Annotated in this window: 17 protein-coding genes; 6 read left to right on the top strand and 11 right to left on the bottom strand. The window is 66.3% G+C overall.

All coding sequences use genetic code 11. The features are described from left to right. Window positions 1-12: 12 nt before the first annotated feature. Window positions 13-2,127, bottom strand: coding sequence for an ATP-dependent DNA helicase UvrD2 (locus ACQR3T_RS04590; RefSeq protein WP_428692652.1), 2,115 nt, complete (start codon window positions 2,125-2,127; stop codon window positions 13-15). A gap of 59 nt (window positions 2,128-2,186) precedes the next feature. Here ACQR3T_RS04590 and ACQR3T_RS04585 point away from each other — a divergent pair, with 59 nt between their 5' ends. Beyond that, on the top strand, window positions 2,187-2,486 hold the full coding sequence (locus tag ACQR3T_RS04585; protein WP_052065126.1) for a mycoredoxin: 300 nt from the start codon (window positions 2,187-2,189) through the stop codon (window positions 2,484-2,486). 7 nt (window positions 2,487-2,493) lie between these two features. Here the strand turns inward: ACQR3T_RS04585 and nudC are convergent, their stop codons facing one another. Continuing rightward, window positions 2,494-3,396 (bottom strand): NAD(+) diphosphatase, encoded by a 903-nt coding sequence (gene nudC / locus ACQR3T_RS04580; RefSeq protein WP_428692651.1) that lies wholly within the window; start codon window positions 3,394-3,396, stop codon window positions 2,494-2,496. Window positions 3,397-3,420: 24 nt separating this feature from the next. Next, a complete protein-coding gene (locus ACQR3T_RS04575) occupies window positions 3,421-4,488 on the bottom strand; it encodes a potassium channel family protein (protein WP_428693053.1) in 1,068 nt (355 codons plus the stop codon). Between the two features lie 105 nt (window positions 4,489-4,593). On the opposite strand from ACQR3T_RS04575, the gene ACQR3T_RS04570 reads away from it, so the two are divergent. After that, window positions 4,594-4,980 (top strand): DoxX family protein, encoded by a 387-nt coding sequence (locus ACQR3T_RS04570; protein ID WP_032378148.1) that lies wholly within the window; start codon window positions 4,594-4,596, stop codon window positions 4,978-4,980. Here ACQR3T_RS04570 and ACQR3T_RS04565 read toward each other — a convergent pair. Beyond that, window positions 4,943-8,362, bottom strand: coding sequence for an ATP-dependent helicase (locus ACQR3T_RS04565; RefSeq protein ID WP_428692650.1), 3,420 nt, complete (start codon window positions 8,360-8,362; stop codon window positions 4,943-4,945). The genes ACQR3T_RS04570 and ACQR3T_RS04565 overlap by 38 nt on opposite strands. Beyond that, window positions 8,359-11,670 carry an ATP-dependent helicase gene (locus tag ACQR3T_RS04560; protein ID WP_428692649.1) on the bottom strand — a complete coding sequence of 1,104 codons (3,312 nt, stop codon included), beginning with the start codon at window positions 11,668-11,670 and terminating at the stop codon, window positions 8,359-8,361. The genes ACQR3T_RS04565 and ACQR3T_RS04560 overlap by 4 nt, the downstream gene beginning before the upstream one ends. A 108-nt stretch (window positions 11,671-11,778) precedes the next feature. On the opposite strand from ACQR3T_RS04560, the gene ACQR3T_RS04555 reads away from it, so the two are divergent. From ACQR3T_RS04555 to ACQR3T_RS04540, 4 genes are read left to right on the top strand one after another with little or no spacing between them, the layout of a single operon-like run. Continuing rightward, window positions 11,779-12,555 carry an alpha/beta hydrolase gene (locus tag ACQR3T_RS04555; RefSeq protein WP_428692648.1) on the top strand — a complete coding sequence of 259 codons (777 nt, stop codon included), beginning with the start codon at window positions 11,779-11,781 and terminating at the stop codon, window positions 12,553-12,555. Then, complete coding sequence (locus ACQR3T_RS04550; RefSeq protein WP_428692647.1) at window positions 12,556-12,897, top strand: MGMT family protein; 342 nt, start codon at window positions 12,556-12,558, stop codon at window positions 12,895-12,897. Further along, the gene (locus tag ACQR3T_RS04545) at window positions 12,894-13,340 is read left to right on the top strand and encodes a PaaI family thioesterase (protein ID WP_428692646.1); all 447 of its coding nucleotides are present in this window, start codon (window positions 12,894-12,896) and stop codon (window positions 13,338-13,340) included. Before ACQR3T_RS04550 ends, ACQR3T_RS04545 begins: the two co-directional genes overlap by 4 nt. 13 nt (window positions 13,341-13,353) lie before the next feature. Further along, a complete protein-coding gene (locus tag ACQR3T_RS04540) occupies window positions 13,354-15,135 on the top strand; it encodes an NTP transferase domain-containing protein (RefSeq protein WP_428692645.1) in 1,782 nt (593 codons plus the stop codon). On the opposite strand, the gene ACQR3T_RS04535 is transcribed toward ACQR3T_RS04540, so the two are convergent. The 6 genes from ACQR3T_RS04535 to ACQR3T_RS04510 form a co-directional block, all read right to left on the bottom strand. Continuing rightward, window positions 15,092-15,823 (bottom strand): sirohydrochlorin chelatase, encoded by a 732-nt coding sequence (locus ACQR3T_RS04535; RefSeq protein ID WP_428692644.1) that lies wholly within the window; start codon window positions 15,821-15,823, stop codon window positions 15,092-15,094. The genes ACQR3T_RS04540 and ACQR3T_RS04535 overlap by 44 nt on opposite strands. Next, window positions 15,823-17,034 (bottom strand): uroporphyrinogen-III synthase, encoded by a 1,212-nt coding sequence (locus tag ACQR3T_RS04530; protein ID WP_428692643.1) that lies wholly within the window; start codon window positions 17,032-17,034, stop codon window positions 15,823-15,825. The genes ACQR3T_RS04535 and ACQR3T_RS04530 overlap by 1 nt, the downstream gene beginning before the upstream one ends. Further along, window positions 17,031-17,408: a nitrite reductase small subunit NirD gene (nirD, locus tag ACQR3T_RS04525; RefSeq protein WP_032376922.1), complete on the bottom strand. Its 378-nt coding sequence runs from the start codon at window positions 17,406-17,408 to the stop codon at window positions 17,031-17,033. The genes ACQR3T_RS04530 and nirD overlap by 4 nt, the downstream gene beginning before the upstream one ends. 120 nt (window positions 17,409-17,528) lie before the next feature. Continuing rightward, on the bottom strand, window positions 17,529-20,024 hold the full coding sequence (gene nirB, locus ACQR3T_RS04520; protein WP_428692642.1) for a nitrite reductase large subunit NirB: 2,496 nt from the start codon (window positions 20,022-20,024) through the stop codon (window positions 17,529-17,531). 61 nt (window positions 20,025-20,085) lie between these two features. Beyond that, window positions 20,086-21,501, bottom strand: coding sequence for a nitrate/nitrite transporter (locus ACQR3T_RS04515; RefSeq protein WP_428693052.1), 1,416 nt, complete (start codon window positions 21,499-21,501; stop codon window positions 20,086-20,088). A gap of 214 nt (window positions 21,502-21,715) precedes the next feature. Then, window positions 21,716-22,984 (bottom strand): CynX/NimT family MFS transporter, encoded by a 1,269-nt coding sequence (locus tag ACQR3T_RS04510; protein WP_428692641.1) that lies wholly within the window; start codon window positions 22,982-22,984, stop codon window positions 21,716-21,718. Between the last annotated feature and the right edge of the window lie 24 nt (window positions 22,985-23,008).

Genomic DNA, 23,008 nt, shown 5'->3' with positions numbered 1-23,008 from the left:
CTACCCGCCCGGTCAGCTGTCCGTTGCGCGCACGACTGCGAGCACGTCTTCGCCGAACCGCTCCAACTTCTTGGCTCCGATTCCGGGGATGGCGACGAGTCCCCGCTCGTCCTGCGGCTGCTGCTCGGCGATGGCAGTGAGCGTGTTGTCGCTGAAGACCACATACGCCGGCACTTTCAATTCACGGGATTTGTCCAGTCGCCACGACTTCAGGGCGTCCAGCAGGGCGATGTCGACGTTCGACGGGCAGCTCTCGCATCGACCGAGCATGGTCGCGGACGTCCCGATCAACGGCTTTCCGCACAACCGGCACTTGGGTCCGGATTTCTTGGCAGCGGGGGCCGCGATGCGTGAGGCGGGCGAATCCTCGGGCACGAGACCGATGAGAAACCTGGACCGCCGGCGGGACTTGCGCCCACCCTCGTTGCGGGCGAGCGCCCAGGACAGATGCAGGTGGACTCGGGCGCGCGTGACACCGACGTAGAGCAGTCTGCGCTCCTCCTCGATCGCGGCCTCGTTGTTGGCGCTGGGGTCGTTACCGATCGCGTGCGAGATCGGCAGAGTCCCGTCGGCGAGGCCGACGATGAACACCGCGTCCCATTCCAGCCCCTTCGCCGCGTGCAAGGACGCCAGCGTCACACCCTGCACCGTCGGAGGATGCCGCGCTTCGGCACGTGCCGCGAGCTCCCCCAGCAGTTTCTCCAGGGTCAGGTCCGGCTCGTGAACGAGAAGTTCTTCGGTGAGTTGCACCAGGCCGCCCAACGAGGCCCACTTCTCGCGGGCCTGCGCACCGGTCGGCTCGGTTGCCGTCAGGCCCAGCGGCGCGAGCACGGCACGCACCAGAGCCGTCAGACCGTCGCCGGACTGCGCGCCGTCGGGCAGATCGTCCCGACCGGCCGCCTGCCGCAGGGCGTTGACGCCCTGCCGCACCTCGGGTCTGGTGAAGAAGCCTTCCCCGCCGCGCACCTGATACGGAATCTTCATTTCGGTCAATGCCTGCTCGTGTGCCTCGGACTGAGCGTTGATGCGGTACAGAATCGCGATCTCGGCCGGCTCGACCCCTTTGGAGATCAACCTCTTGACCGCCCGCGCCACACCGTCGGCCTCCGCCGGCTCGTCGTCGTACTCGAAGAACTCCGGCTCGGGCCCTGACTCCCGCTGACCGATCAATTGCAGCCGGGTACCGGCAATACGTCCGCGAGCGGCTCCGATGACACGATTCGCCAGCGACACCACCTCCGGCGTCGACCGGTAGTCACGTTCGAGCCGAACCACGGTGGCCTCGGGGTACTTGCGAGAGAAGTCGAGCAGATATCGAGGGGATGCGCCGGTGAACGAATAGATCGTCTGATTCGCGTCGCCGACGACGGTGAGATCGTCGCGATCGCCCACCCAGGCGTCGAGCACACGTTGTTGCAGCGGTGTCACGTCCTGGTATTCGTCGACGACGAAGCAGCGGTACCGCTCGCGGAACTCGTCGGCCACCGACGAGTGCTCTTCCAACGCTGCGGCCGTGTGCAGGAGGAGGTCGTCGAAATCGAGCAACATGCCGTCACCGCCTCGAGACTTGAGCTCCTCGTACCCGGCGTAGACGGCAGCGACCTTGGCGGCGTCCATCGGAACGTCGCGGCGATTGCTCGCTGCGATACGCGGGTAGTCCTCGGGTGCGATCAACGATCCTTTGGCCCACTCGATCTCACCCGCGAGATCGCGGATCGCGTCGGTCGAGGTCGACACTCCGGCGCGATTGGCCGCCTGCGAAACAACGGTGAACTTGCGATCGAGTAGCTGCCAGCCGGTGTCTCCGACGACCTGCGGCCAGAAGTATTTGAGTTGCCGCATCGCCGCGGCGTGGAACGTACGGGCCTGCACGGGAGGTCCGTCTCCTCCAACCCCGAGCTCGCGCAGGCGGCCGCGCATCTCGCCGGCAGCGCGAGCGGTGAACGTCACCGCCAGTACCTGCCCCGAGGACACATGCCCCGCCGAGACGAGGTGCGCGATACGTCGAGTGATCGTGCGGGTCTTGCCCGTGCCGGCACCGGCGAGGACGCACACCGGGCCACGAGGAGCCAGTACGGCCGCGGATTGCTCCGGATCCAGTCCGGTGGTCATCGCGTCGTCACCCATGTGGACCATTGTGTCAGTGCGCACCGACAGTTCCGCCCGGGCCTGAACCTGCCGGAACAATGGCGTCGGTGCTCCTGTTGACTCTTGTCGTGACCACTACCGAGAACACTCCGCAGACCCCAGCCGCACTCACCGTCTACTCCACTACGTGGTGCGGTTACTGCCGCCGACTCAAGACCCAGCTCGACGAGGCGGGAATCACATACGCCGAGATCGACATCGAGCAGAACCCGGAAGCCGCCGACTTCGTCGGAAGCGTCAACAACGGCAACCACGTGGTGCCGACCGTCCTCTTCGCCGACGGCTCGACTGCAACCAATCCCGGTCTGGCCGAGGTCAAGCGCGCGCTGTCGCTCTGATCCAGCGTCAGGCCGTGGCCGCCCACGCTTCGAGCATTCCGCGCGCGATCGAGATCGAACCGGGGAGCAGCAATCGGGAGGTCGAGTCCGACCCCCAGTCGCCCAGCTCCAGCGCCGCGACAACCTCGGCTCGATCGAACCAGTGGGCTTCGGCGATCTCGCCGTCCTGGAAAAGCAACGGCTGCTCCGGGTCGGCGACAGCCGAGAACCCGATCATCACCGAACGCGGGAACGGCCACGGCTGGCTACCCAGGTAGTCGATGTCGGAGACGTCGAGGCCCACTTCTTCCTTGATCTCCCGTGCCACACACGTTTCCAGGGATTCGCCGGCCTCGACGAAACCCGCCAGAACCGAGAATCGCCGCTCGGGCCAGGCCGGTGCGCGTGCCAGCAGCACTCTGTCGCCGCCGTCGTGGACCAGACAGATCACTGCGGGATCGGTGCGGGGAAATTCCTCGTGGCCGGTGGACGTACTGGTGCGAGACCACCCCGCGTTCGACGGAACCGACGGAGCGCCGTCGAGCGAGCTGAACTGCGCGCTCGCATGCCAATTGAGGATCGCCAGCGCACCGGTCACCATCGACAGTGCAGTGCTGTCCAGGCGATCACCGTCGGTACGCAGGTCGCCGAGCGTGCCCTCCAGGATCTCCACCCGCCTGGTCCATACGTGCCGGTCCCCGTGGATTCCGAGAAAGACCGCATCAGCGGTGGGTTCCGGTGCAACATCGACGGCGGGAGTGAGGATCAAGCCGTCCTCGTCCACGCCGAATCTGCCTCTGCCGTCCACGTTCAGCAGTCGGCCGGTCGACCAGCCTGCTGCGAGTGCGGCGGTGTCTCGGCGTAATTCCTCGGCCCTGTTCAGCGGCGACCGGGAGAGGCGAGGTGGGTGAGCGAGGTGGAATTTCGGCACGCTCGGAACCCTACTCGGACTTCGTTACTCACCCACACGACGGATGTACAGCAGGCGATCGGACGCCTCGACGGCATCGACTTCCGGGGTGCCGACCCGGAAGAGTTTGCCGCCCCGCACGACTCCGAGCACGATGTCGGTGAGGTGCCGCGGCGAGCCGCCCACCTCGTCGCGCTCGACTTCACGCTCGGCGATCGCGAAGCCTGCCTCCGGCGTCAACAAGTCCTCGATCATCTCCACCACGGACGGTGTGGAGGTGGCGATGCCGAGCAGCCGGCCCGCGGTTTCGGAGGAAACGACCACCGAATCTGCACCGGACTGACGCAGCAGGTGGGTGTTCTCCGCTTCCCTGATGGCCGCGACGATCTTGGCCTTGGGAGCGATCTCGCGGGCGGTCAGAGTCACCAGCACGGCGGTGTCGTCTCGGTTGGTCGCCACGATGATGGCCGACGCATGCTGGGCTCCGGTGAGTCTGAGCACGTCGGACTTGGTCGCCGAGCCGTGGACGGTGACCAAGCCCAGGGCCGACGCGGCATCGAGCACCGTCTGATCGGTGTCGACAACGACGATGTCGGACGCCGGTACGCCGTCTCCGAGCATCGCGTCGACTGCGGTTCGGCCCTTGGTGCCGAAACCGATGACCACGGTGTGATTGCGCACGCTGCGTCTCCATCGCTGAATTTTGAATGCTTGCCTGGACCGCTCGGTGAGTACCGACAGCGTCGTTCCGACCAGCAGAATGAGGAACAGGACCCGAAGTGGTGTGATGACAAGAATATTGACCAGCCGCGCCGACGGGCTCATCGGCGCGATGTCACCGTATCCCGTCGTCGACAGCGATACCGTCGCGTAGTAGAACGCGTCCAGGAAGGACAGTTCGCCGTTCTGGTTGTCGCTGTAACCGTCACGGTCGAGGTACACGACGAACGCTGCGAGAAACAGGATGCCGAGCGCCATCAGTACCCGTTTGTAGATCGCGCTCCACGGACTCGATTCCAGCTCCGGGACTCGGAGCACTCCGACCAGCGCGAAGTCGGGCTTGTCGGTCAGCGCACCACTGTCGCTCAGGTGCGCGCGCAACCTACCTGCCACGTGGCCCGCCCAAGTGTGCGCAGAAGTCGAGATCATTCACGGCACGCAGCGTAACCCCATGCAACGAATCTGTGCCGACGACTCGGGATGTGGCACGGTAAGTGCATGACACAGCGACCAAGTCAGGCAGCCGCACTGCGCCTCGCCGGACTGCTCACCGGAGCCGGCATTCTCCATTTCGTCACCCCGACGTTCTTCGACGCGCAGGTTCCGACGGCATTGCCGGGCTCGGCTCGCACGTACACCCAGGTATCGGGAGTCGCCGAGCTCGCGGTGGCCGCAACACTTGCCACGCCTCGCACCCGCCGCCTGGGCGGCGCACTCGCGGCCGCTCTGTTCGTTGCCGTCTTCCCCGCCAACATCAACCTCGCATGGAAGTACGTGCAGAGCTCCAAGACTTCACCGGCGCTCAAAGCAGCCATGATCGCCCGTCTGCCACTGCAGATCCCGCTGGTCACCGAGGCTCTGAAGGCTCGTCGGAACGCGCAGTAGCGTCGATCGGCGTCGATACGGCCGAACCCTCGAGAAGTTCGGCCAAAGCTGCTGCGTCCGGAAGGTTCTCGGGCGAGATGGTGTGGCCGCTGCGGACATAGTGAAACGCCGCGCGTACGCGGTCCAGCGAAACCGGTTCGGCCTGCCCGATCGACATCAGCTCGGCCCACGCCAATCGGTAGGCCGCGAGTTGCATCGCCACTGCCTGCTGTTCCGTCGCCGTCGGCTCTGCACCGGTTTTCCAGTCGACGACGGTCCAGCCGCCGTCGGGGTCGGCGAACACGGCGTCGATTCGACCGCGCAGCACCGTGCCCGCCACGGACGTCTCGAACGGGACCTCCACCTCGACGGGGCTGCGCAGCGACCATTCCGAGTCCAGAAACGCCTGCTGCAACGTTTCCAGGTCGACGTCGGCCGACGCACCGGTATCGGCCGAGCCCGGCAACTCGTCGAGGTCGAGCAACCGGGTTGCACCGAACCGCCGCTCGACCCAGGCGTGAAATGCAGTTCCTCTGCGCGCCAATGGGTTCGGAGGAAACGGCAACGGCCTGCGCAGTCGCGATGCCAGGCCATCGGGATCTGCGGCCAGGTCCACCAACTGCGTCACCGACAGGTTGCCCGGTAGTGCCACGTCGACTCCCGCGACCGACCTCGCTGCCCGCTCTGCCAGCAGGGTCTCGACATCGGCAGCCCAGTTCTCCGGGTCGGTCAGGGTTGGGTCGTCCGTGTTCTCACTCGAATTGCGCTGCGCCGCATCACCATCTGCCAGTGCGCGTAGTACCTCGCGCGCACCGCTCTCGACCGCGCCACGTCTGGGTCCGAGCGGGTCTCGCGGCCAGGACGCCGTGTGCGGCACAGCTCCGAGTGGGTTCTGCACTCCGTCCTCCGGAGCCGGGACCCACTGCTCGATCACAGCCGCGGCGTCGGCGGATCCGCTGACCTGACTGTGCAATTCGTCGAGAAACTCCGACGGCCCACGCGACTTCGTCGACGTCTGGTCCCAGTGGTGCGCGGACACCAACAGCACCCGTTCGGTTCGGGTCAGAGCCACGTAGAACAGTCGCCGATCCTCGGCGAGCCGGCGCCGGGCCAGCGCATCCTTGTGGTTCTTCACTGCATCCTCCAGATCCTTCCGGTTGTACAGCTGGTCGAGTTCGAGAACCGGAACGCCCTCCGAGCCCTCACCGTCCAGTGCGCGATCACCGCGCAGCGACGGCGGCAATTCGGCCATGGCTCCGAGCCACGTCGAGGACGCGTTCGAGGACGGGAACACGCCTTTCGCTACGTGCGGCACGGCCACGACCTCCCATTCGAGGCCCTTCGCGGAGTGGACAGTGAGCACCTGAACTCGATGTGGGGCGACGTCGACCTCGCCTGGTGCGAGGCCGTCCTCGACCGTCTCCGCAGCAGCGAGGAACGACAGGAATCCGGTCACCGTGGCGGTGGGATTGTCGGCGTAGTCAGCCACCACGTGGGCGAATGCATCCAGATGTTCGCGGCCGACTGCCCCGTCGGTACCGATCGGTGTGCGGGCTTGCGCTTCGACGCCGATGTTCATGATCCGCTCGATGTCGCCGACCAATTCCGTCAGCGGTTGCCCGATTCGATCGCGCAGCAGGTGTAGTTCACCCGCGAGGGCGACGATCCGCCGGTAGCCGGCCTCCGAGTATCGCTCGGCCGGACCAGGATCGGCAATGGCGTCTGCCAGTCCCGCCTGCTCGGACTGCTCGCCGGGAAGTGCGCGGCCGAGTGCGGCCTCCAGCGTCTCGGGGTCGTCGACCCGACCCGCGGTGCCGTACCCGCTGCGGATCTCGAGTTCTCGGGCGCGCTGGGAGAGTGCCCGCAGATCCGTCGGGCCGATCTGCCACCGAGAACCGGTGAGGATGCGCATCGCGGAACTGCCGGCAGTCGGGTCGGCGACCAGTCGCAGCATCGCGATGATGTCTGCCACCTCGGGAACGTGCAGCAATCCACCGAGCCCGACGACCTCCACCGGCAACCCACGGCTGCGCAGTACCTCTGCGATGGGTTCGGCATCGGCGTTGCGTCGCACCAGAACTGCAGCGGTGGGCGGCGGCCGATCCTGCACGAGGGCCGAGCGGTACTCCCCCGCGATCCGGTCGGCAATCCACTCGCGTTCGCCCAGAACGGTCTCGGTGACGGCAATTCGGACGTCTCCGGGAACAGCTCCCGGACGGGCCCGCAGAGTCGGGACCGGAACACCGACGCGGCGCAGTGGATCGGTGATCAGGTTCGCCAGAGTCAGCGCTTCGGGCGGATTCCGCCAGCTGGTGAGTAGTTCCAGTCGAGGGGCCGGGCCACCGTCGGCCTGCGGAAAGTCGGTGGCGAACCGTGGCAGGCTCGCTGCCGAGGCACCGCGCCAGCCGTAGATCGATTGCATCGGATCGCCGACCGCCGTCAGCGCCAACGTGGGGTCGCCGCCCGATCCGAACAGTGACGACAGCAGGACGCGTTGAGCGTGCCCGGTGTCTTGGTATTCGTCGAGCAGTACCAGCCGAAAACGTTGCCGTTCGGCTGTTCCCACCTCCGCATGGTCGGCCGCGACCCGCGCCGCCATCGACATCTGCGAGCCGAAATCCAGTGCTCCCTCCCGGCGCAGAGTCTGGCCCAGCCGTTCCACCAACGGCAACAACCCGATTCGTTGATGCTGCGCGTCGAGGATGTTCAGCAACTCTTTGGTGGGGCCGCCGCGTTGTCGCGGGCCCGGCCCGAGCGTGTGTACCAGTTTCTCCAACTCCACGTGTGCCTGCCGCAGCTCATCGGGATCGACGAGATGCTCGGCCAACTGGCCCGAGAGCGCCAATACCGCCTCGGTCACCGACGTGGGGTTTCGGTCGGTGTCCAGGTCGCCGTCCCAGGTGCTGACGACGCGGTGCGCCAGCTGCCACAGTTCGGTTTCCGAGAGCAGTGTCGCGGACGGTTCGATCGGCAGCAGCAATCCGTGCTCGGTGAGCAGTCGGCCTGCGTAGGAGTGATACGTGCTCACTTCGGGCTCGGCACCGAGAATCCGTTCCCGCAGTGCCAGACTGGGATCGAGTGCGCGCACCAGATCGGATCCGGCCAGCCGAGCCAGCCGCGCCCTGATCCGAGACGTCAACTGCTGCGCGGCCTTTCGCGTGAAGGTCAGGCCGAGCACCTGGTCCGGGTCGACGAAACCGTTGGCCACCATCCACACCACACGGGCGGCCATCGTCTCGGTCTTGCCCGCCCCCGCTCCTGCCACCACGAGCATCGGGCCGGGCGGGGCCGCGATCACCGCAGCCTGCTCGTCGGTCGGCGGATGCTTCTGGCCCAGTGCCCGGGCGAGCTCGATCGGCGACACCCGCACCGAACCGGTCCGTTTCTTCGTCGGTGTCGTCACTGCTCGGTCACCTGCCTGCCGGTCTCGTGTGCCGGGCAGCTGGACTTGACCGGGCAGTGCCTGCAGCCGTCGTTCACGCGCGCCTCGAATGTCGGCCCCTGCGTGGCCGACGCTGCCTGGTGCACGGTGTCCCGCCACTCCTCGAGTTTCTCCGGCGTCGGAACCTCCTGTACGCGCTGAGTCGCCCCGTCCTTGTTGTGCGGTTTGGCAACGAACACCAGCCGGGCTCCGCCGGGTTCGCCCGCGGGCTCGCCCTCGATCGCACCGGCTGCAGCAGCAACCTGATAGGTGGCCAGCTGGTGGTGGTTACGTGCGTCCTCCTTCGACATGACGGTCTTCGCCGTCTTGACGTCGATGATCACCGGCCGACCGTCCGGGTCGTGTTCGAGTCGATCGATACGTCCACGCAACGCGACCGCCGGCTCGTTCTCGGACCGCGCTTCCAGGACGCCGTCGACCTGTACTTCCACTCCGGCCTCGGTGAGCTCGCCTCGACTGCCGTGCAGCCAACTCTCGAATGTCTCCAGCATGGCCCCGGTTCGATCCAGCTCATGCCGCGAGTACCACTGCGAACCGAGATCGACTGCGTCCCATGCTGTTTCGAGTGCACGACGAAGTTGCTCCGGTGGCATCCGACCGGCCACTGCCTGAACGAGAGTGTGCACGAGAGTACCGGTGACCGCATGGGTGTTGGTGCCGTCGTTGCCGCCGTGACGTTCGAGCATCCACCGCAGCGGACAGGTGGTGAGTTGTTCCACCGTCGACGGAGACAGCGGCACCGGGCCGTCTCCGAGCTGCCACAACGGCGCGTCGGTGCTGAGCCCCGCCACCCCGAACCACTCGTCCGGATGCGCGCCTCGGACACCGGCGTCGGCGAGAGTTGCCAGATGGCGAGCAGCTCGGGCTCGCTTGTCCGGATCCTGCTCGGCAACGACTGGATCGCACACGACACTGCGCAGCTCGGCAACCAGCATCGGCAGCGCCAACACCCGATGTGCGGACTCGGGTGCTTCGAGCGGAAGGAGGGACTCGCCGTCGACGTCCACCCCGCGCAGTTCGTCGACGAAGCGGGAACGAACGAGGTCGGCATCGCCGGTACTGGAATCGACGGCAGTGACGAGCAGAGTCGATCGAGCGCGGCTGCACGCGACCAGAAACAGCGTTCGCTCCTCGGCGAGCAGGGGTGCCGATTTCGACAGACGCCCGTCGAGTGCTGCTCCGGCGTCGAACGTTCCGGACACGAGGTCGACCAGGGTGTCGGTTCCGAGGAGGCTTCCGCGCGCTCGAAGGCCCGGCCACAAACCTTCCTGAACCCCGGCCACCGCAACGAGCTCCCATTCCCGACCCGCAGCAGAGTGCGCACTGAGCAGGGTGACGGCGTCGGCCCGAACCGTGGCGCGATGCGAGTTCAGAGTGGGAATCTCCTGCTGCGCAATGTAATCGAGAAATCCGCCGATCTGTGCCCGCGGCAGTCTGTCGACATAGGCTGCCGCCGCATCGAACAACGCAACCACTGCATCGAGGTCACGGTCCGCCTGGGCACCGGCCGAGCCACCCCACGCGGACGCGCCGGCCCACCGACGTTCGAGACCCGATGCCTGCCAGGCTGCCCACAACACGTCCTCGACACCGCGACCCGTCCGGGCAACCGCTCTCGCCTTTCGGATCACGCCGAGGGCTTTGCGCAGTGGCGCGGACTCCACATCCGACAGTCCGCCGATCCATCCGGTCTTTCCACGAGAATCGTCGGTGAGGACGCCCCTGAGAAGTTCGGCCGAGTCGCGTTCACCGCCCGATGCGAGCTCGAGTCTTCTCATTCCCCGACGCAGTCGACGCAGACCCACCGGATCGGCTCCGCCGATCGGCCCGGACAGCAATGCCAGTGCATCTTCACCGTCGAAGGTCGGATCGGAGATCGCACGCAGTACCAGCAGTAGACCCACCGCCCCGTGCTGGCGATGCAGCGGAAGCTCGGAGGTGGGCGTGACCATCGGAACACCTGCTGCGTGCAGTGCCCGGCGCAACGGTGCAACGGTCCTCGGCACCGACCGCACCACGATGGCCATCTCGGACCACGGCATGCCGTCGATCAGATGGGCCCGCCGCATGGCATCGGCGATGATCGCAGCTTCCTTGGCCGGCGAGGACGCGACGTGCACCCGCCCCGCAGGGTTGCCGAATCGGGCAACGGCCACCGGCTCGGGACACCGGTGTCGACCCAGCCCGGGCAGACGCCTCGCCACGATATCGGTCAACTCGGCAACCTCTGGCACGGACCGGTGATTGCGCGTCAGCACCACTCGTCGTGGCGAATTCACCTCGACCAGGTCGGCCACGAATGTGGGATCGGCACCACGAAAAGTGAACACGGACTGATCGGGGTCCCCCGCGACGACGGTCGATTCGGTGTCGGTACCGATCAGCCGAACCAATTGTGCTGCTTGCGGATCGAGGTGCTGAGCATCGTCGACGACGAGGTGGCGGATGCGGGCACGTTCACTGCGGAGCAGTTCCGGGTCGGTGGCGAACGCCATCAGCGCGGCACCGATGAGCTCGGCGGCATCCAGCCCCGGTGCCGTGGCTCCCGCAGCTTCGACGCCCACTGCTCCGCGCAGCAACATGGCTTGCTCGTACCGAGCGGCGAACCGCCCGACCGCAACCCACTCGGGTTTGCCGTGCTTGCGACCGAGTTTGACGAGGTCTTCCGGCCCGATTCCGCGTTCGGCGGACCTGAGCATCATGTCCCGCACCGCGGTCACGAACCCCGAGGTGCCGAGCGCCGGACGCAACCGATCTGGCCATTCCGCGGCACCGTCTTCGAGGTCGCCGCGCAGCATCTCGCGCACCACGGCGTCCTGCTCGGCACCGGTCAGCAGCCGCGGTGGCGGGTTGCCGTAGAGAGACGCCTGGAGTCTGAGCACCGCGAAGGCATAGGAGTGCACCGTACGTACCAACGGTTCGCGTGTCGCTCTCAGCGCGTGGTCTCCACTGAAGAGGCCGGAGGTGATCACCTCGCGCACCGCGGTTGCCGCCCGTTTGGACTGTGTCAGCACCAGAACCGATTCCGGGTCCCCGGAGACGATGCGCGAGACTGCGTAGTCGGCGACGAGCGATGTCTTTCCCGTTCCAGGGCCACCGAGTATCTGCCACGGATTCCACCGGGGTGCGCCGTGCGCCGCCTCCACCGCCGAATCCGGTCGTGACGACAACAGCTGAGCAGCCGCGCCGACCCACGTGCGGGCGGGCCGAGCCACCTTGGGTGCACGGACGAGGGTGACCGCCGCGCCGTGTCTGCCGTCCGTGCTCATGAGTACTGATGCAATCACGGACCACCGACAACGCTCGCCTCAGTACCGAGGCACCCGCACCGGACCGGCAGAATCCGCGGCGGCACGCCATGCGGCATAGTGGTCGACGTGCCCGAGTTGAATCTGCATACGTTCGGACCCGCAGACGGTCCTGAAATCCTCGCCGTTCACGGTGTGACCGGTCATGGTGCCCGCTGGTGGCATCTCGCCGAGAATCACCTGCCCGAAGCTCGAATTCTGGCTCCCGATCTGATCGGCCACGGCTATTCCCCGGCCACGCCGCCCTGGGACATCGACGCGCAGGTCACGGCTCTCAAAGCCGTACTGGACGCCCACGCGCGCGGTCCGGTCGTGGTGCTCGGACATTCGTACGGCGGCGCGTTGGCCGTCCATCTCGCGCAGAGGTTCCCGGACGCGGTGCGGGCGCTGGTTCTGCTCGATCCCGCGATCGCTCTGCCGCCGGACGAGCTGCTCGAGGTGGCCGAGGCCACCGCGAAGTCCCCCGATTACACCGACGCCGACGAGGCGCGATCGGAGAAGATCCACGGGGCGTGGGCGGACGTACCCACCGAGTTGCTCGACCGCGAGGTCGCCGACCACCTGGTTCCCGCCGACGGCGGAAAGGTGGCGTGGCGTATGTCGATTCCGGCGATCGTTGCGACGTGGGGCGAGCTCGCTCGTCCGATCGTGGTACCCGCCGAGAGCGTCCCGACCATCGTGGTTCGGGCCATGCGCGTCGAACCCCCTTATGTCACCGACGAATTCCTTGCCGCGCTGCGAGAGAAACTCGGTGAGAACCTGCGCACCGTCGAGCTGGACTGTGATCACATGGTCGGCCAGGCCAAGCCGGTCGAGGTGGCCGAGCTGGTGCGATCCGTGCTCTAGATGGCCCCGATCACCGAAGACCAGGTCGAGCGAGTGCGCGCATTGGTCGCGTCCATTCCCTCGGGATTCGTCGCCACGTACGGAGACATCGCGGCCGCGGCAGACCTGTCGAGTCCACGCATCGTGGGATGGATCATGCGCACCGACTCCGCCGACCTCCCGTGGCATCGCGTCCTCGGAGCCAGTGGCAGGCCCGCCCCGCACCTCGCCACCCGGCAGCTCAAGACGCTGCGCAGCGAAGGAGTGGCAGTCCGCGACGGCAGAGTGCCGCTGAAGTCGATTCGATTCGACTTCGGGTCGCTCCCATCGCCGCTCGAGTCGACCACTAACCTCGGAGGATGAACATCAGAGACGGGCTCGGGCAATTCGATCCACGCCCCGCGGCGAAGTTCGCACTGTCGAAGGCGAGCACCTTCGTCGCCTCTGCCGGACTGGTCGTCGACGAGGTCTCGGGCACCCGGGTGGCGGGTCACATCGACTTGACGGACGAGCATTTCACCCCGTGGGGCGTCGTACACGGCGGGGTCTACACGACCGCTGTCGAGAGCGCCGCCAGCATCGGTGCCAGCGAGGCCGTGAAGGATCGCGGTGAGTTCGCCGTCGGAGTGCACAACGGCACCGACTTTCTCCGCGCGAGCAAGGGCGGACGCGTCGACGTTCTCGCAGAACCGTTGCAGCAGGGCCGTGTTCAGCAATTGTGGCTGGTCACGATCACCGCCTCCGACAGCGGAAAGATCATTGCACGCGGGCAGGTTCGGCTACAGAACGTGCCCCTGCCGACATGACAGCGCTCGCACCATGACGCCGGTCTGCGATGCGATCGTCCTCGCCGGCGGTCGCGGATCGAGGATGGCCGATCCCGAGCACCCGACGTCGCCGCAGGAGGTCGACAAGCCGGCCTTGACCGTCGGCGGCCGTCGAATGGTCGACATTGCGGTGGACGCTGTATCGAGCTGCCGCAGAACGGTTCTGGTGGGTCCCACACGCGCCGGGGTGGCGGACCACGTTGTCCAGACCCGCGAGTGGCCTACCGGCGGTGGGCCCGTTGCGGCCCTCGCGGCGGGACTGCGATCCCTGAACGACAGTGCAGATTCAGAGCACACTGCAGATCTGGTGGCCGTCGTCGCGGCGGACATTCCACTTCTCGACTCCGCCGCGATAGGGTCCCTGATCGATTCCATCGCACACTCCGCAGCACATGCTGTATTCGCTCGCGACAGCGCGGGGCGCACGCAGTTCCTGCTGGGAGTGTGGCAGCATTCAACGCTACGATCCGCTGTGGCACAGCTGGATTCGGTAGACGGTGCACCGATGCGTCGCATTGTTCCGGTCGATCATCAGGTCATCGCGCTGCGCGATATCGAGGACTGCGACACCCCCGCCGACCTCCTGGCCGCTCGCCTCGCCGCGCAGCCGTCGCAGACGCTCGAGGTCGCGGACGCATTGGAGCGCATTCGAAGCCGCCTCCCACCGCTGCCGATCCATCGAATTTCCTTGCAGGACAGCGCCGGGACCGTCCTCGCAGAACCCCTCGTGTCCCAGACCGCGTTGCCGGCAGTGGACATCTCCGCGATGGACGGTTACGCCGTCTGCGGCTCCGGGCCGTGGACGCTGCGGCCCGATATCGCGTACGCAGGAAGTGTCGACGTCGCCGGACTCACCGCCGGAACAGCGGTGCGCATCGCGACCGGCGCTGCGCTTCCGCCTGGAGCGACGTCGGTGGTGCGCGACGAGCACGTGACACACGATCCGGACGGGTCGGTGCGTCGACTGTCGACCACAGCCGAGTCCGACGACACACGTCGGTGCGGCGAGGACTGGCTGCCGGGCACCGAGCTGGTCGCCGCGGGAACTCCGATCGATGCGGCGGTACGGTCTCTCGCCGCCAGCGCGGAAGTCTTCGACGTGACGGTACGCGGTCCGGTCCGTGGTCGAATAGTGATCAGCGGCAACGAGATTCGATCGAACGGGCCGCTGGCCCCCGGTGAGACCCGGGACGTTCTCGGATCGGTGTTGCCGGAGTACCTGGCGCACTGCGGCATCGCGGTCGTCGATGTGACACTGCTCGACGACTCGGCGACGGAATTTCGGGACATCCTGACTCGCACGCATGACGTGGACGTCATCGTCGTGGTCGGAGCCACCGGTGGGGGTGCCGCCGATCAACTGCGCTCGACACTCGCACTGCTCGACGCGAAGCCCATCGTCGGGCGGATGCGGGTCCGACCCGGCGGTTCCCAGATCACCGCGGCGCTGCCCGACGGCACAGTGGTGCTCGGCTTACCCGGCAACCCCCTGGCGGCCGTCGGAACGGCACTGCTGACGGCACCCGCGATCGTCGACGCGTTGACCGGCAGAACGGTGCGTCCACCACGAATGGGCCTGTTGTCCAATGCCGCGGACGTTCGATCTGCAGTCTCTCGCCTGGTCCCCGTCACCGTCGACGGCACGCGTTGGCGGGCAGACAGCGAGGTACGCACCACACATCTGGCTCACCTGGTCGGCCGGGATGCGCTCGCACTGGTTCCGGCCGAGATCAGCGCCGACGAACCGGTGACCATCCTTCCGTTGCCGTACTGAACGATCCGCTCTCCAGCGATCGGACGCCCTCGAAGTAGCGGGCCACCACCAGATCCACGATTGCTGGATGGACCCCCAGCGGCTCACCGACGCCGTCTGCACCTGCGTCGGCCAAACGATTGTGAAAGAGCCCGCGCGCCAACAGATACGACGCAACGAAGATTCGTGCGTGTCCCTCCTCCCGCAGAGCCGACACCGCCTCGGACACGGTGGGGCCAGCGGTGGCGACGTACCCGATGCGCACCGGGACCCCCGCGACCTCGGCCAGCATCGCTGCTGCTCGAACGTGTTCTGCCAGCGCTCGGGGGTCGGACGACCCTGCGGCGGCGAGCACGATCGAATCGCCTGTGCGCCAACCGGTGTCGCGTAGCCGGTCGAGCATGACCTCCGCGAGTACGGGGTCCGGTCCCAGAGCACGGGTGACCGCGACCGAGCTATGAGCGCTTTCGGCAATTTCTCGCGGTACGTCGGTGTGGACGTGATAGCCCGACGCCAGGAATGCCGGAACCACGACCGCCGACCCGGGGGTGCCGCGCAGCACTTCGGCCGGGGACGGCCCGAGTACGTCGACGAACGCCACGCGAGTCGTACCGATCTGCGTCGACACGGCATCGGCAAGTGCGGCGATCATCTCGACACCACGGGGGTTTCGGGTGCCGTGGGCCACCAACACCGGAGTCGGAGTCATCAGTACTTCCCTCCTTCGACGACGGCCACACGCGCGTGCACGGCGGGCTCCTCGGAGTCACAGTCCGGTTCGGTCTCGACGTGATCGAGTGCGATCCGATACCCACGCTTGACCACGGTCTGGATCGCCTTCGGCGCGCCGAGAGAGGACCGGAGTCTGGTCATCGCTGTTTCCACCGCGTGGGTGTCACCTCCGCCACCGGGCAAGGACGCAAGCAAGTCCTCCCGGGAGACGACGCGTCCAGGATTGCGAGCGAGCGTCTTCATCAACGCCATTCCGGCCGGCGACACCGGTCGCACTTCACCGTCGACCACGACGCACCGGCCGCGCACGCTCACCACGTGTCCGCCTGCATGAAGACGACCGGTCCGCCTCGGCAATTCCTCGGCGATATGCCGCGCCAGTGCGCCCAAACGCGCTCTCGCCGGCTGCGTGGTGGCCACGTTCAGTTGTTCGAGGGGTGCTGCCGTCACCGGCCCGACGCACACCGGAAGCACCCGCATACGCATCGATTGCAACAGGGGTTCGAGCACCCCGTTCTCGTCGGCGCGCATCAGCATCGACGCCACCGCGGGCGCGGAGGTGAAGCTGAGTGCGTCGAGATCGCCGACGACGACGGCTTCGATCATGCGGTCCATCGGACCCTGGTCGTCAGGGGCCGTCCAGCGATACACCGGCACCGGAACCACTTCGGCTCCGGCACAGCGCAGTACCTCGCAGAAGTCCGGGATCGGCTCCCACTCGGTCGTCGCGCCGTGCAGTTGCACGGCGATACGTTTGCCCTCGACCCCTTCGGCGAGTAGACGCTCGAGTACCTCCGCGGAGGATTCGGAGGCGGGCGACCATTCCTCGCGGAGATCGGCGGCCCTGATCGCACCCGTTGCCTTGGGGCCGCGGGCCAGCAACCGGGACGCCCCGAGCGCAGCACCGAGTTCTTCTGCCTGCCCCCATCCGTCTGCGGCCTCGACCCAGCCTCGGAATCCGATTCCCGTTGTGGCGACGGTAATTTCGGGCGGATGCGCGATGATCGCCGCGGTCACGCGTTCCAGCTCGGCATCGTCCGCGAGCGGGATGATGCGGATCGCAGGGGCATGCATCACGGTTGCTCCCCGCCGCTCGAGCAGAGTTGCGAATTCCTCGGCCCGACGCGACGCCGTGATCCCGACGGTGAACCCGGCCAGAGGCGTTCCTGCCCCGGCGATTTCGCTCACGTAGAGCCGCCGCGGACGAGCACGACACCCTCGACGCAGGAGACCTCGAAGGATCCGAGACCGACCTCCGCATCGTCGAGGCAGCGCCCGTCGACCAAGGAGAAGACCTGCTTGAGCAACGGTGATGCGACCGTGGGCTCGCCACCGCGGTCACCCACGAGGCCGCGCGACATCACCGCTGCGCGTCCGTACGGATCGATGTTGCCCACCGCGAACAGTCGTCCGTCGTCGAGCAGAAACAACGCCGCCTGGGTGCCTCCGCGCAGGAGCACCGCTACCCCGCGCCCCGGAATCAGCGTGTCCAGCGTGCAGGCCGGGGTCCAACTACGAGCAATGTCGTTCGGTACCGCTGTACGTGAGTCGATGACAGTCATGGCGTACCTCCTGGTCAGCTATTCCACGTTGTCAGTGTTTCTGGGCCGTTAAGTCGCGATTACTCACCTGTGCACATGCACTCAGTTTCGTGACCTGGCGGATGTCAGGCCGGGTCGGTCCTAGGCACCGACGCGCGGCATTCCCATCAGCACGGGGATCTTGCGTGCTCCGGAGTCGTCGAACGCAATGGTGGGATCGGCCTCGGCCGGTGCGTTGACGAACGAGACGAAACGACCGAGCTTCTCGTCGTCTTCGAGCACGCCGGCCCATTCGTCCTTGTAGCCGGCGACGTGGCGCTCCATGTCGGCTTCGAGTTCTGCGCCGATACCGAGGCAGTCGTCGCACACGACGGCTTTGAGATGATCGAGTCCCCCGTCGAGCGACTCGAGCCACGGCGCGGTGCGCTGCAGTCGGTCTGCGGTGCGCACGTAGAACATGAGGTACCGATCGATGTAGCTGACCAACGTGGTGTCGTCCAGATTCGAGGCCAGCAATTGAGCGTGCTTGGGTGACTGGCCGCCGTTTCCGCCGACGTACAGGTTCCAACCGCCCTCGGTAGCGATGATTCCGACGTCCTTTCCACGAGCCTCGGCGCATTCACGCGCACAGCCCGATACCCCGAACTTGATCTTGTGCGGGGACCTCAGCCCTCGATAGCGGTTCTCCAGGTCGACGGCCATCCCCACCGAATCCTGGACACCGTAGCGGCACCAACTGGAGCCGACGCAGCTCTTGACCGTGCGCAGCGACTTCCCGTATGCCTGGCCCGATTCCATGCCTGCGTCGACGAGGCGCTTCCAGATAGCAGGCAACTGCTCGACGCGGGCACCGAACATATCGATGCGCTGTCCGCCCGTCACCTTGGTGTAGAGCCCGAAATCGCGAGCGACCTCGCCGATGACGATCAGCTGCTCGGGCGTGCATTCACCACCGGGCATCCGCGGCACCACCGAGTACGTGCCGTTCTTCTGGATATTGGCCAGGAAGTGATCGTTGGTGTCCTGCAGCGAGGCCTGCTCGCCGTCCAGAATGTGATCGGAGGACGTCGATGCGAGTATCGACGCGACGACGGGCTTGCAGATGTCGCAGCCGGTTCCGCTGCCGTACTTGGCGATCAGCGACGAGAAGGTGCGTGTGTTCGTTGCCCGAACGATCTCGAACAGCTCGGCCCTGGATTGAGAGAAGTGCTCGCACAAGGACTTCGAGAGCACCACCCCGGATGCGGCCAGCAACGACTTGACGGACGGCAGACATCCGCCGCAGGTGGTGCCCGCGGTGGTGCAACTCTTCACGGCCGCCAGATCGCACGCTCCGTCGGCGATGGCCGAGCAGATGGCCCCCTTGCTCACGCCGTTGCAGGAGCAGATCTCGGCGTCGTCGGGCAGCGCACCGATACCGACCTGTTCGGCTGCCGGTGAGATCAGGGCTCCGGGGTCGCCGGGTAGTTCTCGTCCGACGAGCGGACGCAGCAGCGAGTACGCCGAGGCGTCGCCGACGAGGATGCCGCCGAGGAGGGTCTTCGCGTCGTCGGTCACGACGAGCTTGGCGTACGTTCCCTTGGGTGCATCGCTGAACACCACCTCGAGAGCACCCGGAGTGGCCGCCATCGCGTCGCCGAAGCTCGCGACATCGACGCCCATGAGCTTGAGTTTGGTGGACATGTCGGCACCGGGGAATTGCGCTGCGCCGCCGAGCAATCGGTCGGCCACCACCTCTGCCGTCGAGTACCCGGGGGCAACGAGGCCGTAGCATCGGCCCTCGACCGCGGCACACTCGCCGATCGCGAATACGGCGGGATCGGAAGTAGTGCAACCGATGTCGACCATGATGCCGCCGCGCTCGCCTACCTCGAGGCCACTTTCGCGGGCCAGGCGATCCTGAGGACGCACACCGGCAGAGAACACCAACAGCGCGGCGTCGATGGTGCTGCCGTCGCTCAGTTCGACCGTCAAGCCGGCGCTGTCGTTGTTGGAAATCGACGATGTGCCTACTCCCACATGGACGTTCAGCCCGAGTTCGGTGACGAGACGAGCCAACAGCGCGCCTCCGCCCTCGTCGACCTGCAGCGGCATCAATCGTGGGGCGAACTCGATGACGTGCGGAGTCATGCCCATCTTCTGCAGCGCGTTTGCCGCTTCGAGACCGAGCAGACCTCCGCCGACGACGACCCCCACGGCACCGGGGCCCGCTGCGTCCGCCCGGGCTCGGATCTTGTCCAGGTCGTCGAGGGTCCGGTAGACGAAGCAGGCAGGTAGATCGTGCCCGGGGATCGGCGGCACGAACGGATAGGACCCGGTGGCGAGCACGAGCGCGTCGTACTCGACCGTGTCCCCCGCGGAGGTCTCGACGGTCCGGTGGTCACGGTCGATGCGATCGGCACGCACGCCGGTGCGCATCTCGACGAGTGTGTCGCCGGGGTAGTCGTTGCCCGCCAGCGCCAGCTCCTTGTGGTCCCAGGCACCGACGTAGGACGACAGGCCCACTCGGTCGTACGCCGGCAACGCTTCCTCGCAGAGGACCGTGACCTTCCACTCGGCCGCCTCGTCGCGCGCACGCAACGCTTCGACGAACCGGTGCCCGACCATTCCGTGACCTACCACTACCGCGTTCTTCATTGCGGGTCCTTCCGAATTTGCGTTGTCGTGCAGAGTGTTTCGTCCGACCAGCCAGAGAGCGTCAGACGGCTACCGAAGCGTCGGCATCGGCAGAGCTGGTCTTGCGCAGGTAGATTGCCCAGGTGACGATCGCGCACACGATGTAGAAGCCGAGGAACACCCAGAACGCGGTGGTCGCGGACTTCGCAGTGCCCGAGTACGACGCTCGCAGAACCAGATTGATTCCGACACCGCCGAGCGCGCCGATCGCACCGGCGATACCGATGAGAGCGCCGGACATCTTGCGCGACCAGTGCTGCTGCTCGTCGACCGTCATGCCCTGAAGCTGAACCGATTTCGCGGCGAAGATCGCGGGGATCATCTTGTAGACCGATCCATTGCCCAGGCCCGAGAGCAAGAAGAGTGCGATGAATCCGATGACGAAGAGCACCATCACCGTGCCGCTCGCCGCCCCGGGCGTCGAATCGTCCCAGGTGCTGGCCGCGACCAGAATTCCGGTGGAGAAGATCATGGCCACGAACGTGTACAGGGTGATCTTGCCGCCGCCGATCTTGTCTGCGAGCTTGCCGCCGAACGGCCGCGACAGCGATCCCAGCAATGGACCGAGGAAGGCGATCTGAGCAGCCTGCAGCGAAGCCTGCGCCTGAAGCGCGGGAGTTGCCGGGGCCCCGTCGGTGAGTCCGGCGAGGAAGTTGATCTGCAGCACCTGGCCGAACGCGAAACTGAAGCCGATGAACGAGCCGAACGTACCGATGTAGAGGAAGGCGACCCACCACGCATCGGAGAACTTCAGCACGTCGATCATGGAGCGGCCATTGGTCTTCTGGTTGTCGAGGTTGTCCATGTACAACGCGGCACCGACGGCGGCGATCGCGATGAACACCAGATACACGGCGCAGACGATCTCGGGCGCGGTGTTGCCGATGGTGGCGATGACGAGCAACCCGATGAGCTGGATCACGGGCACGCCTATGTTGCCGCCGCCTGCATTCAGACCGAGTGCCCAACCCTTTTCGCGCTGGGGATAGAACGCATTGATGTTCGTCATGGAGGATGCGAAGTTGCCGCCGCCGAGGCCGGCGAACGCCGCCACGATGATGTAGGTGGTGTACGACGCCGGGTTCAGCATGAAATACATCGTCAGCACCGTCGGAATCAGCAGCACCAGTGCGCTGAAGATGGTCCAGTTTCGCCCACCGAACTTGGCGGTGGCGAAGGTGTACGGGATCCGAAGGATTGCGCCGACGAGTGTGGGCACGGCCACGAGGAAGAACTTGCCGGCCGCGTCGATGCCGTAGACGGACAGCGGCATGAACAGCACCATCACCGACCAGATCGACCAGATCGAGAAACCTACGTGCTCGGCGACGACCGACCAGATCAGATTGCGCTTGGCGATCTGCTTGCCACCGGCCTCCCAGGCCTCGACGTCCTCGGAATTCCAGTGCGCGATGTGATGGTTCACGGACACGGGCACTGTTCCGGGCGGAACCGTCGTCGTGGTGGCTGAGCCGGCGTCTGCCGAAGCGCTGCGAGAAAGGCTGGTCACGTTGTGGCCTCCTGATCGGTGTGTGAACCGAACATAGGAAAGCCATGTTGCCGCGGCGCTGCGCGCGATGACTCGTTGATTAACTTGGTCTCACGCGCCGTCGAGTTCCGACGTGAGCTGAAGCGTCAACGTTCATCGAACGTCACCAGGTGTCTTCGAGCATCCTCGGTCGACAGCACAGGAATCCTCCGACCAGCAGCACCGCTACGCACCCGGTCAGCAGCACGAGCGGCAGTCCCCATCCACCGGACAGCGTGTGCAGCTGACCGAACAGGATCGGACCGGTCGAGGACACCACATAACCCAGCCCCTGGGTGAACCCCGACAGCGAGGACGATCCGACCGGGGTGCGCGTCCTGAGGTTGATCAGCGTCAGCGACATCGGGAAGGTCATGGTGCCGAGGCCGACTAGGCACACCCACACCACGGTTCCGGCAGCCGGAGACCAGTGCAGTCCTGCGAAGCCACCGAGGTAGCACGCGGCCGCGACAACCACGATGCCGTACGGATTCTTCACGCGCGCGCACAGAGTCGGGGCGGCCAGAGAGGTGATCAATCCCATTGCACCGAACGCGGCAACCGACGCGCCGGCCAACGCCTCGCCGATGCCTGCGTCGATCAGAAGCGTCGGCAGCCACGTCAGCATCGCGTAGGTGATCAGCGACGTCATCGCGAACATCATCACCATTCCCCACGCCAGCGACGATCGATGAATTCGGCCGCTCGGCGGCGCGTGCACCGCCGAGGATCCGGCCTCGGCCGAGACATCCCTCTCGTCATGGCCGCGACGTGCCACCACCACACCGAGCCACGGCACGGTGGCGGCCACTCCGACGACGGCCCAGACGCCGATGGACACGCGCCAACCGTGGGCGTCGGCGACGGGAACGGCCAGTAGAGGCGGGATCATGGTGCTGACCTGCAAGGCACAGATGTAGATGGTGCTCACCACCGCCAGGCGGTCGGAGAAGTACCGCTTGACCAACGGCGGGATGACGACGTTTCCGATACCCATGCCTGCGAGGGCTATTGCGGACAACGCGAGCAACGACGCGGTGTTCGGCGCGAACGCCCGAGTGGCCATACCGATGGTGGTGAGCGTCATGGCGAGCAACGCAGCTCGCTCGAGGCCGGTGCGCTTGGCGAGAAACGGCGTCGCCAGACCGAACACGGCGAACATCGCCGGCGGCAACATACCGACGAGGCCGATCACCGTGGAGCCGAACTGAAGGTCGGTGCCGATCCTGCCGAACAGCGGGCTGATCGAGGTCACGGCGGCGCGCAGTGTCAGCGCAGACAGCACGATCGCAGAGAAGACGAGAATTCGACCGCGCACGAGCGAGGTACTGCGGAGGCGGGTATCGGGAACGGTAGGCGCACTCACCGCGTAATCATAGGATGACCGGATCATCGGTTGCAAAGCATTACTATCGAC

It is taken from the genome of Rhodococcus sp. IEGM1428 (genome assembly GCF_050321865.1).
Classification (GTDB): domain Bacteria; phylum Actinomycetota; class Actinomycetes; order Mycobacteriales; family Mycobacteriaceae; genus Rhodococcoides.
This window is presented reverse-complemented; position numbering and strand designations above follow the sequence as displayed.

Coding starts and splice junctions, on each gene's coding strand:
- ACQR3T_RS04590 (WP_428692652.1), bottom strand. CDS start 2,127: ATGGGTGACGACGCGATGACCACCGGACTGGATCCGGAGCAATCCGCG.
- ACQR3T_RS04585 (WP_052065126.1), top strand. CDS start 2,187: ATGGCGTCGGTGCTCCTGTTGACTCTTGTCGTGACCACTACCGAGAAC.
- ACQR3T_RS04570 (WP_032378148.1), top strand. CDS start 4,594: ATGACACAGCGACCAAGTCAGGCAGCCGCACTGCGCCTCGCCGGACTG.
- ACQR3T_RS04560 (WP_428692649.1), bottom strand. CDS start 11,670: ATGAGCACGGACGGCAGACACGGCGCGGCGGTCACCCTCGTCCGTGCA.
- ACQR3T_RS04550 (WP_428692647.1), top strand. CDS start 12,556: ATGGCCCCGATCACCGAAGACCAGGTCGAGCGAGTGCGCGCATTGGTC.
- ACQR3T_RS04545 (WP_428692646.1), top strand. CDS start 12,894: ATGAACATCAGAGACGGGCTCGGGCAATTCGATCCACGCCCCGCGGCG.
- ACQR3T_RS04540 (WP_428692645.1), top strand. CDS start 13,354: ATGACGCCGGTCTGCGATGCGATCGTCCTCGCCGGCGGTCGCGGATCG.
- ACQR3T_RS04535 (WP_428692644.1), bottom strand. CDS start 15,823: ATGACTCCGACTCCGGTGTTGGTGGCCCACGGCACCCGAAACCCCCGT.
- nirD (WP_032376922.1), bottom strand. CDS start 17,408: ATGACTGTCATCGACTCACGTACAGCGGTACCGAACGACATTGCTCGT.
- nirB (WP_428692642.1), bottom strand. CDS start 20,024: ATGAAGAACGCGGTAGTGGTAGGTCACGGAATGGTCGGGCACCGGTTC.
- ACQR3T_RS04510 (WP_428692641.1), bottom strand. CDS start 22,984: ATGATCCGGTCATCCTATGATTACGCGGTGAGTGCGCCTACCGTTCCC.